Annotated in this window: 10 protein-coding genes; 6 read left to right on the top strand and 4 right to left on the bottom strand. The window is 63.4% G+C overall.

The window, feature by feature from the left end; all coding sequences use genetic code 11:
• Positions 1-7 precede the first annotated feature (7 nt).
• From pip to F8197_RS20050, 3 genes are all read left to right on the top strand, one after another.
• Positions 8-964 (top strand): prolyl aminopeptidase, encoded by a 957-nt coding sequence (pip, locus tag F8197_RS20060; protein ID WP_152883315.1) that lies wholly within the window; start codon positions 8-10, stop codon positions 962-964.
• Between the two features lie 102 nt (positions 965-1066).
• Entirely contained in the window at positions 1067-1522 is a 456-nt protein-coding gene (locus F8197_RS20055) for a DUF2721 domain-containing protein (RefSeq protein WP_019923961.1), read from the top strand.
• Positions 1523-1535: 13 nt separating this feature from the next.
• Complete coding sequence (locus F8197_RS20050) at positions 1536-1985, top strand: hypothetical protein (RefSeq protein ID WP_026637657.1); 450 nt, start codon at positions 1536-1538, stop codon at positions 1983-1985.
• On the opposite strand, the gene F8197_RS20045 is transcribed toward F8197_RS20050, so the two are convergent.
• Positions 1986-2606, bottom strand: coding sequence for an SRPBCC family protein (locus F8197_RS20045; RefSeq protein ID WP_193333490.1), 621 nt, complete (start codon positions 2604-2606; stop codon positions 1986-1988).
• 104 nt (positions 2607-2710) lie between these two features.
• Here F8197_RS20045 and F8197_RS20040 point away from each other — a divergent pair, with 104 nt between their 5' ends.
• Entirely contained in the window at positions 2711-4735 is a 2025-nt protein-coding gene (locus tag F8197_RS20040; RefSeq protein ID WP_152883314.1) for an NADPH-dependent 2,4-dienoyl-CoA reductase, read from the top strand.
• 169 nt (positions 4736-4904) lie between these two features.
• On the opposite strand, the gene ybaL is transcribed toward F8197_RS20040, so the two are convergent.
• The 3 genes from ybaL to F8197_RS20025 all read right to left on the bottom strand — a co-directional run bounded on the left by ybaL (position 4905) and on the right by F8197_RS20025 (position 9454).
• Positions 4905-6632, bottom strand: coding sequence for a YbaL family putative K(+) efflux transporter (ybaL, locus tag F8197_RS20035; RefSeq protein ID WP_056142469.1), 1728 nt, complete (start codon positions 6630-6632; stop codon positions 4905-4907).
• A 150-nt stretch (positions 6633-6782) separates the two neighbouring features.
• The gene (locus F8197_RS20030; RefSeq protein WP_152883313.1) at positions 6783-7904 is read right to left on the bottom strand and encodes a beta-ketoacyl-ACP synthase III; all 1122 of its coding nucleotides are present in this window, start codon (positions 7902-7904) and stop codon (positions 6783-6785) included.
• Between the two features lie 125 nt (positions 7905-8029).
• Complete coding sequence (locus F8197_RS20025) at positions 8030-9454, bottom strand: S41 family peptidase (RefSeq protein WP_056142464.1); 1425 nt, start codon at positions 9452-9454, stop codon at positions 8030-8032.
• A gap of 357 nt (positions 9455-9811) precedes the next feature.
• Here F8197_RS20025 and F8197_RS20020 point away from each other — a divergent pair, with 357 nt between their 5' ends.
• Entirely contained in the window at positions 9812-10399 is a 588-nt protein-coding gene (locus tag F8197_RS20020; RefSeq protein ID WP_152883312.1) for a hypothetical protein, read from the top strand.
• A 141-nt stretch (positions 10400-10540) separates the two neighbouring features.
• Entirely contained in the window at positions 10541-12583 is a 2043-nt protein-coding gene (locus F8197_RS20015) for a M13 family metallopeptidase (RefSeq protein WP_373996917.1), read from the top strand.
• Positions 12584-12611 lie beyond the last annotated feature (28 nt).

The following is a 12611-nucleotide window of genomic DNA, read 5'->3' as shown; positions in this document are numbered from 1 at the left end:
GATTGCCATGTTCGACCCCCATTCCCCGCTGTTCCCGCCCATCGAACCCACCCGCCACGGCATGCTGGCCGTGGACGAGATCCACACCATTTATTGGGAAGAAGTCGGCAACCCGAGCGGCATCCCGGTGATCTTCCTGCACGGCGGCCCCGGCGCCGGCCTGTCGCCGCAGCACCGGCGCTTTTTCGACCCCGAGCGCTACCGCGTGATCCTGTTCGACCAGCGCGGCGCCGGCAAGTCGCTGCCGGTCGGCGAATGCCGCAACAACACCACGCAATTGCTGATCGACGACATCGAGCGGCTGCGCCGCCAGTTCGAGATCGACCAGTGGCTGGTGTTCGGCGGCTCGTGGGGTTCCACGCTGGCGCTCGCTTACGGCGAAGCCCATCCCGAGCGCTGCCTCGGGTTTGTCTTGCGCGGAATTTTCCTGTGCACCCAGCCCGAAATCGACTGGTTCCTGCACGGCGTGCAATGGTTTTACCCGGAGCTGTACGAAGAATTCGTGGCGCCGATCCCGCAAGCCGAGCGTGGCGACCTGCTGGGCGCCTACGTGCGCCGCATCATGAGCGACGATCCGGCCGTGCATTGGCCGGCCGTGCGCGCCTGGAGCCGCTTCGAGGGCCGTCGCGTGTTCCTGCTGCCGCAGCCCGAGGACGCGCCGTGCGACGCGCTCGACCTGGGCGTGGGCCGGCTCGAATCGCATTACATGGCCCATCTCGGCTTTTTCAGCGACGACCAGCTGGTGCGCAATATCGACCGCATTGCCCATTTGCCGGCCGTGATCGTGCAGGGCCGCTACGACGTGATCTGCCCGCCGCTGTCGGCGTGGCGCTTGCAGCAGGCGTGGCCGGGATCGGTGATGCGCATGATCCCGGATGCCGGCCATGGCGCCATGGAGCAAGGCATCTCGCGCGCGCTGGTGGCCGCAACCGAGCAGTTCTGGCGCCTGCGGGCTTTTGATTAGCGCGCTAAAGTTGGCCCGGCGCGGTGCCGGGCTGCTACACTAGCAACTCCCAGCAAGGACCGCCCGAAGAGGCCCAGTATTATTTTCAGCGTACCGTCATTTATGAATATTCAGCTCGGCGATATCGGCCACCTCATCCAGCTGGCCATTGCGCCGGTGTTCCTGTTGTCCGGCGTGTGCACCAACCTGATCGTGCTCACCAACCGCCTGGCGCGCATCATCGACCGCTCGCGCGTGCTCGAGGACCGTCTCGATATCGCTTACAGCGACATGTATATCAACGAGCTCGACGTGATGTACCGGCGCTCGCACCTGATCAATTATTCGATTGCCCTGTCAACCGCCTGCGGCCTGATGGTCTGCCTGGTGATTGCCATGCTGTTCTTCAGCGATATCACCGACATCGCGCTGGAAAAATACATTGCCGGCATGTTCGTGTTTTCCGTGTTCTGCCTGATCGGCAGTTTCTGCTACCTGCTGCGCGAAATCTTTATCGCCTCGGCCGCGATGCGCGCGCTGCGTCACGTGCGCCGTCCGCCAACCAAACAACCTGATTAGAATCGAGTTTTGTATGCATGACTACCAACGCCCTCCGACCTTGTACCGCTACGGCGTGCGCGAAGACCTGGAACTGGCGCTGACCCAGGGCCAGTTCATCCTGCGCGCGGCGCCGCCGTGCCTGGCCCTGAGCTTTTCGCAAGTGTGGGACCGCAAGCTGTTCGACCTGTTTTCCGCCGACAGCTGCCTGGTGATCCACAACAGCGAAGAATTCGGCGAGCGCCTGCATCGCGCGGTACAGCGCACCTTGCCCAACTGGGCCGGCATCGATGGCGTGGTGGAATACGGCGTGCGCGCCGCGCTGGGCGCCGCCTTCACCAAGACGGCAGCCGAGGCGCAGGAACAGGAGTGGCTGTTCGCCTGGCGCGCCATGCAGCACGCCAGCCTGAACCCGGTAATGATCAAGCTGGGCAGCCTGGAAAACTTTGCCGAGCTGCGCGACCGCGATACCCGCCTGTCCTGATTATCTGGCCGGGGCCGCCGGCGGGATCAGGATGGAATTGACGCTCGGCTGGCGGTCCTCGCGGCGGTCCAGGCGGGTGAGCACGGCGCGCATCATGTGCTCGACGTCCGACCGTATCATCTTCGAGCCGAACAGGCTGGGCACATAGAAATTGGGCATCATGCGGCCCTTGTACACCACCTTGGTGCCGCCGGTCTCGGGCACGGGGATCAGTTCCCAGCGCGCCTCGTAGTGTTTCATGTCGCCCGACACCAGGGCAATGTCGATGGCCGACATCGGCTGCTCGGTGGCGCGCACGATCAGGTGGATCGGCCGCGTCATGAACAGCAGCCGGGCCACGCCGAATTGCTCGATCATGACCTCATTGCCATTGCGCGATAGCACCTTGCACGACTCCAGGTCGGGCACGAATTCGGTCATGCGTTCGTAGTTGGTGAGGATGCGCCACACGCGCGGCAACGGCGCGGCCACGACGCCGCTGGCGTCAAGTTCGTACATATGCTGGCCGTCCACCTCCGCCCGGTTGACCGACACCTCCAGCCGGGACGTGTCCGGCTTCGGTGTTTGCGCCATGGCCAGCGGGGCGGTGACACCTAACAACAGTAACAGAAGGAATCGCATCATTTTTCCAGCCTACGGGAAAGGGTGGCAGAATACAAGGGCAACACTCTCCCGTTACCTAACCGTAACCCTCCAGTATTTATCACAGGGCGCTCACACACGGCATGGCATCCCTCCACCACCCGCATTTGCTCGCGCCACTCGACCTCGGTTTTACGACCCTGAAGAACCGCGTGATCATGGGCTCGATGCATACCGGGCTCGAAGACCGCTTTTATCACTACGGCAAACTTGCCGCATTCTATCGCGAACGTGCGCGCGGCGGAGTCGGTTTGATCGTTACCGGTGGCATCTCTCCCAACCGCGCAGGCTGGCTGCTGCCCTTTGGAGGGACCCTGAACTGGCGCGGCGACATCTTCAACCACCGCAAGGTCACCAGCGCCGTGCACGAAGAGGGCGGCAAGATCCTGTTGCAGATCCTGCATGCCGGCCGTTATGGCTACCAGCCGCTGGTGGTGTCGGCATCGGCCAAAAAATCGCCGATCTCGCCGTTCAAGCCGCGCGCGCTGACCGAGGCCGGCATTGAAGCCACCATCCGCGACTATGCGCGCTGTGCCCGGCTGGCGAAGGCTGCCGGCTACGACGGCGTGGAAATCATGGGCAGCGAAGGTTATTTGCTCAACCAGTTCCTGTGCGCGCGCGCCAACCTGCGCACCGACCGCTGGGGCGGCCCCATTGAACACCGCATGCGCCTGCCGGTGGAGATCGTGCGCCGGGTGCGCGCCACTGTCGGCACGGACTTCATCATCATGTACCGCCACTCGCTGCTCGATCTGGTGGAAGGGGGCAATACCTGGGACGAGGTGGTGACAGTTGCCCAGGCATTGCAGGGTGCGGGCGTGAATATCCTCAACAGCGGCTACGGCTGGCATGAGGCGCGCGTGCCCACCATCGTGACGTCGGTGCCGCGCGCCGCGTTTGCCGGCCTGGCCGGGCGGCTGCGCCAGGCTGTCACCATTCCGGTGGTGGCGTCGAACCGCATCAATATGCCGGCCGAAGCAGAAAGCATCCTGGCGCGCGGCGACGCCGACCTGGTCTCGATGGCGCGGCCGTTCCTGGCCGATGCCGACTTCGTCAACAAGGCGGCTTCGGGCCGCGCCGACGACATCAATACCTGCATCGGCTGCAACCAGGCGTGTCTCGACCATACGTTCGCCAACCAGCGCGCCAGTTGCCTGGTCAACCCGCGCGCGTGTCACGAGACCGAACTGGTGTATGCACCGGCTGCGCACGCGCGCCGCATCGCCGTGGTGGGGGCGGGCCCGGCCGGTTTGTCGGCCGCAACAGTGGCGGCGCAGCGCGGCCACCATGTGACCCTGTTCGAGGCGGGCAATGCCATCGGCGGCCAGTTCCGCATTGCCATGCAGATCCCGGGCAAGGAAGAATTTTCGGAAACCATCCGTTATTTCGGGCGCCAGTTGGCGCTGCAGGGTGTGACGGTGAAACTCGGTGTGCGCGCCACGCGCGAGCAATTGCTGGCCGACGGCTACGACGACATAGTGGTGGCGACAGGCGTCAAAGTACGGCTGCCGGCCATCGCCGGTATCGATCACCCGAAGGTGCTGTCGTACCTGGACGTGCTGCGCGACAAGGCGCCAGTGGGCAAGCGGGTGGCGATCATCGGCGCGGGCGGCATCGGCTTCGACATGGGCGAATTTCTGCTGCACGATCCTGCCCACCCGCTGCCGCAGCCGGTGGACGCCTGGGCCGGCGAATGGGGCGTGGACCTGCATGGCGACGCCCGCGGCGGCCTGGTAGCGCCGGCGCAGCCGCAGCCGCTCCGCCAGTTATACCTGCTGCAGCGCAAGCTGTCGAAGCCGGGCGCGGGACTGGGCAAGACCTCGGGCTGGGTGCACCGCGCGGTGCTGGCGAGACATGGCGTGGTGATGCTGGCGGGCGTGCAATACGACCGCATCGACGACCACGGCTTGCATATTACGGTCGGTGGCGAGCAGCGGCTGCTGGCAGTCGATAACGTGGTGATTTGCGCCGGGCAGGAGAGCCTGGCGGAGTTGATGCCGGCAGAAGCGGACCCGCGCTTCCACCGGATCGGCGGCGCCGCGCTGGCGTCGGAACTCGACGCCAAGCGGGCCATCAGGGAAGGAGCCGAGCTGGCCGCGCGGCTTTAGAACCTATCCCGGTAGAGAATGAGGCGCTGCTTGCGCGCCTCTGCAGCGGGGCCAGCGTTGCTCGTCATCGCATGGCCCGCCATGCTTCTTCCTCGCGCCTTGCCCCCGCTACCGAGGCATCGCAATCCGCTGCCCCCTCCCTACCGGGATAGGTTCTTAGCTGGCACTGTTAGTGCCCGCCACCTTCCTTGCGCTCGAAATTCTTGATCACGAAATCGGTCATGCCGTTGGCCAGCTCTTCCTCGCCCATGAAGATCTTGGCCGGCAACTCGCTGCGCAGCAATTCCGCTTCCTCGTCGCTGTGCGTGCGCACCACGGTCTTGATGTTCGGGTTGAGCAGGCGCGCGGTTTCCACCATGGCGCGCACGTGGAAGGTGTCGGGCGTGGCGATCACCAGCATGCTGGCGCGGGCCACGTGGGCCTGGATCAGCACCGCCGGCTCGCCGGCATTGCCGGCCACCGCGTGGATGCCCTTGCGGCGCAGTTGATCGACCACTTCGCGGTTTTGCTCGGCCACCACGAACGGGATGCTGTGCTTGAGCAGCACCTCGGCAATGCGGCGGCCCACGCGGCCGTAACCGACCAGCACCACCTGGCCGTCGAGATGTTCGTGCGGCACCGACATCGGCAGTTCGGCCAGCGGATCGGCTGCGCGCTCGAAGTTGGAAATCACCGAACCGTCGCGGGTGAGCCAGCGCTCCAGCGGTTTTGTCACGCTGAAGACGACCGGGTTCAGCGCGATCGAGATGATGGCGCCTGCCAGGATCAGGCTCTGGCCCTCGGCCGGCATCAGGCCCAGCGACATGCCCAGCGCGGCCAGGATGAACGAGAATTCGCCGATCTGCGCCAGGCTGGCCGAGACCATCAGCGCCGTCTTGGCCGGGTAACGCAGCAGCACCACCAGCAGGAACGCTGCCACCGACTTGCCGAACACGATAATCGCCACGACCGCCAGCAACTTGAGCGGCTGTTCGGTGACGATGGCCGGCTCGAACAGCATGCCCACCGAGACGAAGAACAGCACGGCAAACGCGTCGCGCAGCGGCAGCGACTCTTGCGCGGCGCGGTGCGCCAGTTCCGATTCGCGCAGCACCATGCCGGCGAAGAACGCGCCCAGTGCGAACGACACGCCGAAGAAATGGGTGGAACCGTAGGCGATACCGACGGCAGCGGCGATCACGCACAGCGTGAACAGCTCGCGCGAACCGGTGCGCGCCACTTGCCACAGGATCCAGGGGAACAGCTTGCGGCCGACGACCAGCATCAGTGCGATAAACGCGGCAACCTTGCCCAGGGTGATGGTGAGCGTGCTCCACAGATCGACTTCGCCGGCGGGAATCGCCACGCCGTGGGCGTCCATGGTGGTGCCGCCGAGGGAGCCGGCCACGGCCGGCAGCAGCACCAGCACCATGACGGTCACCAGGTCTTCGACCACCAGCCAGCCGACCGCGATGCGGCCGTTGAAACTGTCGAGGATGCCGCGCTCCTCGAGCGCGCGCAGCAGCACCACGGTACTGGCCACCGACAATGCCAGCCCGAAGACCAGGCCGCCACCGATGCTCCAGCCCCACCAGTGCGCCAGCCCCATGCCCATGCCGGTAGCCACCGCGATTTGCAGCACGGCGCCGGGCAGCGCCACCTTGCGTACCGCCCACAAGTCGTCAAGCGAGAAGTGCAGACCCACGCCGAACATCATCAGCATCACGCCAATCTCGGCCAACTGGGCAGCCAGCGCGGCATCGGCGACAAAACCAGGTGTTGCCGGTCCCAACATGATGCCCGCAGCGAGATACCCCACCAGCGCCGGTAATCGCAAGCGCGTTGCTATATAACCAAGGACAAGACCGAATCCAAGTGCGGCGGCAATGGTGGTAATCAGACTGATGTTGTGGGGCATGCGGGGGGGACTCCTCTGGAAGATTGTTAGAAAACAACCCAAGAGTAGCACATCACACGGCAATTGCTGTCAAAAAATGCAAACCACCAGCCAATTAGTTGGAACTTCTGCCATCCCCGGACAACAGGGAATAGCACGGCTGTCGGTTCATTAAATTTTTCGCAACACCACGCAACCGATCGAATACCCGGCGCCAAACGAGCACAGCACGCCCAACTGTCCCGCGGCCATGTCGTCCGAATGTTTATGGAAGGCAATTACCGATCCGGCCGACGAGGTATTGGCGTAGCTGTCGAGGATGACCGGCGCTTCGCCCGGCTCGGCATCGCGGCCCAGCACCATGCGGCTGATTAACAGGTTCATGTTGAGGTTGGCCTGGTGCAGCCAGTAGCGGCTGACGTCGGATACCTGCAGGCCGGCATGGGCGATGGTGTCCTTGATCATTTCGGCGGCCATCGGGCACACGTCCTTGAATACCTTGCGGCCTTGCTGGCGGAACAGCTTGTCCGGCTGGCCCACGCCCGCTTCGTCAAAACGGTTGAGGAAACCGAAGTTGTTGCGGATATTGTTGGAGAAGCTGGTTTTCAGCTTGGTATCGAGGATTTCCCAGCGGTGTGCGCCCTTGGCGTTCTCGGCCAGTTCCACTACCACGGCGGTGCAGGCATCGCCAAAGATGAAATGGCTGTCGCGGTCGCGCCAGTTCAGGTGGCCGCTGGTGATTTCCGGGTTCAGGACCAGCACCGCGCGGGCCTGGCCGCTTTGCACGGCCGCCACCGCCTGCTGGATGCCGAAAGTAGCCGACGAGCAGGCCACGTTCATGTCGAAGCCGTAGCCGTCGATACCAAGCGCGGCCTGCACTTCCACCGCCATGGCCGGGTAGCCGCGCTGCATATTGGAGCAGGCGACCAGCACCATATCGATGTCGGCCGGGGTGCGGCCGGCACGGTCGAGCGCCTGGTGGGCTGCCGCCACGCAGATTTCGGCCTGCAACGACAGTTCGTCGTCGCCGCGTTCGGGAATGTGCGAGACCATGCGTTGCGGATCGAGAATGCCGGCCTTTTCCATCACGAAGCGCGACTTGATGCCGGATGCCTTTTCGATGAACGCCACGCTCGACGGTTCGAGCGCGGTGACGGTGCCGGCCTCGATGGCGGCGGCATTGTCGGCGTTGAACTGCGCCACGTAGGCATTAAAACTCTCGACCAGTTCCTCGTTGGAAATCGACTGCAATGGCGTAAAAAGACCGGTACCGCTGATGACGGCTTGTTTCATGATTAAGCTTTCAAATGGGGCAATGGCGAGTGCCAATAGTGGAGCAAATTCTACACAATGGCTGCACGTTACGCGCAAATAAAAGCGGCGCTCGAAGCGCCGCTCTAAAATAGTGATGTCGCGCCTTACTTGCCGAGATTGGCCTGCACCACCGTGGTCTCCGGCTTGGCGAACTGCACCGGCTTGCCCTTGAGGCGGTTGAGCGCCTGCGCCAGCTGGAAGTCGTCGCTGCTGCCGTATTCGAGCGGCTTGCGCTGCTTTTCCATTGCAATGATGCGCAGTTGTTCTTCCAGTTCGTCGCGCTTGCTTTGCGCGCCTTCCTGCTCGCGGTCGTTGGACAGGTGCTTGGCCAGGTCGGCCTCGCGCGTGCGCAGTGCGTTGACGCCGTCGCCGTCGGCATATTCATCGACCAGCAGGTCGGGCGTAATGCCCTTGGCCTGGATCGAGCGGCCCTTGGGCGTATAGTAGCGCGCAGTGGTCAGCTTGACGGCGGTGTCGGCAGTGAGCTGGCGGATGGTTTGCACCGAGCCCTTGCCGAAGGTTTGCGTGCCCATGATTTCGGCACGCTTGTAGTCCTGCAAGGCGCCCGCGACGATTTCGGAGGCCGACGCCGAACCAGTATTAACCAGCACCACCATCGGTACCTGCTTGAGCGCTTCGGGCAGCTTGGCCAGTGCATCGGTCTCGGCGTGCAACTGGTAATACTCGGGGCGGCCGTAATACACGGTTTTTTGCTCGGCCAGTTGGCCGTTGGTCGAGACGATCGCCTCGTTTTTTGGCAGGAAGGCGGCCGCCACACCGATCGCGCCTTGCAGTACGCCGCCGGGGTCGTTGCGCAAGTCCAGCACCAGGCCCTTGATGTGCGGATCTTGCTTGTAGAGCTCGGCTATTTTTTCGGCCATGTCATCGACCGTCGGCTCCTGGAACTGCGAAATGCGCAGCCAGGCGTAGCCCGGTTCGATCAATTTTCCCTTCACGCTTTTCTGGATGATTTCCTCGCGCGTGAGGTTGAACACCAGCGGTTCCTGCTCGCCCTTGCGCAGCACGGTCAGCGCCACTTTCGAGTGCGGCTCGCCACGCATCAGCTTGACCGAGTCATCGAGCGGCATGCCCTTCAACGGCGTATTGTCGAGGCGGCTGATCAGGTCGCCCGGCTTGATGCCGGCGCGCCAGGCCGGCGAGTCTTCGATCGGCGCGACGATCTTGATGTAGCCGTCCTCGCTGGGGCCGATCTCGATGCCCAGGCCGACGAACTTGCCTTGCGAGCCTTCGCGCAGTTCGGCATACGCCTTCTTGTCCAGGTAGGCCGAGTGCGGATCGAGCGAGGCCACCATGCCGGAGATGGCTTCGGTCAGCAGCTTCTTGTCTTCCACCGGTTCCACGTAGTCCGATTTGATCAGGCCGAAGACATCGGCCAGCTGGCGCAATTCCGCCAGCGGCAGCGCTGGCACCGCCGGCTTCTGCGCCATCGCAGAGAACTGCAGCGACATGGCCACGCCGGCAACCACGCCCAAGCCGATCAACCCGGAATTCTTTAGTTTCTTGCCCATGTTTCACCCAAAAAAGAGAGTAGCGTGCGCCTGCATTGAAACGAGTATAAACCTGATTCCCAGCAAACGTAGTAGCCCTCCCGAAATCATTTATAACTTTACGGCGATTTACAACGCGTCGCGTTGACATTTAAAGTAGCCCAATTCCCAACTGGTGAAACGGCAATTGTGACGGTTTGTATTGGGTGTATCCCATACGTTCACGGCAGTAAGCATTTGTAAGAATTTTGTGGATCGCGATTTTCGCGGCCTACACTGAACTCGTATTTCTCTCTACCCTGAAGTGGTTTTTGCCTGCGCCCCAAAAAGCGCAGGCTTTTTTTTGCCCTGCGCATGTCTTACCCTGGAGCTACCCATATGCGTTCTATCTTGCCGTTTTCCCTGCGCCGCCTGGCCGCCGCGCTGGCGCTTGGCGCCATGTTGTCGCCGGCGTTTGCCGTGCCCGTGATGGACATGCGCGCCGAAGATTTCCTGCCGCTGGCCGCCGACCTCAAGCAGCAACTCAAGCTCAACGCCAACCAGCAAACGCTGTGGCAGCAAACCGAGAGCCGCACCCGCAACCTGCTGCGCGAGCGCAAGTCGCGGCGCGAACGCCTGCAGGCGGCAGCGCTGACCGCTGCGCAAACGCCCGGCGTGGAACTGCGCGACGTCGCCCGCACCGTGGAAGCGGAAAGCATCACGGCCGCCGGCGAGGAAAAGCAGTTGCGCGAATGGTGGCTGATCGTCAACGACGCGCTGGACGAAACCCAGCGCGGCATCGTCGCCCAGCAACTCAATGAACACCTGCTGCGGGTACAGGACAGCGGCGGCCCCGGCCCCGGCCGTGGCGAGCGCCGCGACGACGGCGGCGAACATCGCGGCGGCGGCCGCAAGGGCGGTGGCCAGGGCGGCATGGGCATCGGCGTGGGTGCCGGCGGCGCCAGCATGAGCCTGCCCGGCGGCTGACCCGCTCGCTGTGTATCGTAAAGTAACTGAGCGGTAACACGTGTCCTGTGGCGTTAGAATATTCGCGCGGCAACCCGGCGCTGCATGAACCATGCAACTGCCGGGTTCGCTTTCGGACGTTTTGACCTAAAAGGACACGTAGTGAAAAAATATTTGCTGACCACTCTGGCACTGAGCCTGGCCACCGCCTTTGCCGGCGCTGCCGATACCCCGGCGCCTGCCGCCACGTCTTCTGGTATTGAACTCAAGAACATGGACACCAGCGTGCGTCCGCAAGACGATTTCTATGCCTACCAGAATGGCGGCTGGGTCAGGAATACCGAGATCCCGGGCGACCGCGCTCGCTGGGGCTCGTTCATCCAGCTGCAGGAAAACACCTTGCCGCAGCTGCGCGCCATCATCGAAGCGGCCGAGAATGACAAGGCCCGCAAGGCTGGCAGCAATGCGCAGAAACTTGGCGACCTTTACGCCAGCTACTTGGACGAAGCCAGGCTCGACACGCTGGGCGTCAAACCGCTCGCTGGCGAACTCAACCGCATTCGCGGCGTCAAGGACAAGAAGGCCTTCCCGATGCTGATCGCCCACCTGGACCAGATCGGCGTGACCGTGCCGTACAACGTCTATGTGCGCCAGGATGCGCGCGAATCGACCAAGTACGCGGTCGGCATTTCGCAAAGCGGCCTGGGCTTGCCGGACCGCGACTACTACCTGAAAAAGGACGACGCCAAGCTGGCCGCCATCCTGGTCAAATACGAAGCCCACGTGGCGAAAATCCTCGAGCTGGCCGGCGCGCAAAGCCCGCAGGCCAGCGCCAAGGCCATCGTTGCGCTGGAAACCGCGCTGGCCGAAGCACAATGGACCAAGGTGCAAAACCGCGACCCGGTCAAGCGCTACAACAAGGTGCCGTTTGCCAAGCTGGGCGAGCTGGCGCCAGGCTACGACTGGAACCACGCGCTGGCGTCCGCCGGCGTGGGCAGCAAGACCGACTACGCCATCGTCAACCAGCCGAGCTTCCTGACCGGCTATACCGCCGTCCTGGAAAAAACCGACCTGGCGACCTGGAAAGCCTATTTTGAATGGCAGCTGCTGCGCAGTGCATCGCCTTACCTGTCGAAGCCGTTTGCCGATGCCGACTTCGATTTCTACAGCACTGCGCTGACCGGCGTGACCGTCAAGCAGGACCGCTGGAAACGCGGCGTGGGCCTGGTCGAACGCGCGCTGGGCGAGGCACTGGGCCAGGCCTATGTGGCGCAGCACTTCCCGCCCGAGCGCAAGGCGCGCATGGATGCGCTGGTGCAAAACCTGATGGCCGCGTATAAAACCAGCATCGACGGCCTCGACTGGATGGGCCCGGAAACCAAGCGCGAAGCGCAAGATAAACTGTCCAAGTTCCGCCCCAAGATCGGCTACCCGAGCAAGTGGCGCGACTACGCGTCGCTGGTGATCGTCAAGGGCGACCTGGTGGGCAACGTGTTGCGCGCATCAAGCTTCAGTCACCAGCGCATGGTCAATAAGCTCGGCAAGCCGATCGACCGCGAAGAATGGAGCATGACGCCGCAAACCATCAACGCCTACTACAGCTCGACGATGAACGAGATCGTGTTCCCGGCTGCCATCCTGCAGCCGCCGTTCTTCGACGTGAACGCCGACGATGCCGTCAATTACGGCGCCATTGGCGCCGTGATCGGCCATGAAATCAGCCACGGCTTCGACGACGGCGGCAGCCAGGCCGACGGCGACGGCAACCTGCGCGACTGGTGGACCGCCACCGACCGCGCCAACTTCAAGGCCAAGGCCGACGCGCTGGTCAAGCAGTACAACGGCTACAGCCCGCTGCCGGGCTACCACGTCAACGGCGCGCTGACCCTGGGCGAGAACATCGCCGACAACAGCGGCATGGCGATCGCCTATAAGGCGTATAAATTGTCGCTGGGCGGCAAGCCAGCGCCGGTGATCGACGGCTTTACGGGCGAGCAGCGCTTCTACCAGGGCTGGGCGCAGATCTGGCGTGCCAAGGCGCGCGAGGCGCAGCAGATCCTGATGATCAAGACCGACTCGCATTCGCCCGGCGAATTCCGCGCCAATGGCACGGTGGTCAACCAGCCCGGCTTCTACGAAGCGTTCGGCGTCAAGCCTGGCGACAAGCTGTACGTGGCGCCGGAAGAGCGCGTGATTATCTGGTAAAAAAGCCGGAAATACGCCGCCTGGCCCT

It is taken from the genome of Duganella sp. FT27W, assembly GCF_009295655.1.
Taxonomy (GTDB): domain Bacteria; phylum Pseudomonadota; class Gammaproteobacteria; order Burkholderiales; family Burkholderiaceae_D; genus Rugamonas; species Rugamonas zoogloeoides.
This window is presented reverse-complemented; position numbering and strand designations above follow the sequence as displayed.

Bases quoted from the DNA above. Each gene is read 5' to 3' on its own strand.
- F8197_RS20055 (WP_019923961.1), top strand. From the start codon at position 1,067: ATGAATATTCAGCTCGGCGATATCGGCCACCTCATCCAGCTGGCCATT.
- F8197_RS20030 (WP_152883313.1), bottom strand. From the start codon at position 7,904: ATGAAACAAGCCGTCATCAGCGGTACCGGTCTTTTTACGCCATTGCAG.
- F8197_RS20050 (WP_026637657.1), top strand. From the start codon at position 1,536: ATGCATGACTACCAACGCCCTCCGACCTTGTACCGCTACGGCGTGCGC.
- ybaL (WP_056142469.1), bottom strand. From the start codon at position 6,632: ATGCCCCACAACATCAGTCTGATTACCACCATTGCCGCCGCACTTGGA.
- F8197_RS20045 (WP_193333490.1), bottom strand. From the start codon at position 2,606: ATGCGATTCCTTCTGTTACTGTTGTTAGGTGTCACCGCCCCGCTGGCC.
- F8197_RS20020 (WP_152883312.1), top strand. From the start codon at position 9,812: ATGCGTTCTATCTTGCCGTTTTCCCTGCGCCGCCTGGCCGCCGCGCTG.
- pip (WP_152883315.1), top strand. From the start codon at position 8: ATGTTCGACCCCCATTCCCCGCTGTTCCCGCCCATCGAACCCACCCGC.
- F8197_RS20040 (WP_152883314.1), top strand. From the start codon at position 2,711: ATGGCATCCCTCCACCACCCGCATTTGCTCGCGCCACTCGACCTCGGT.
- F8197_RS20025 (WP_056142464.1), bottom strand. From the start codon at position 9,454: ATGGGCAAGAAACTAAAGAATTCCGGGTTGATCGGCTTGGGCGTGGTT.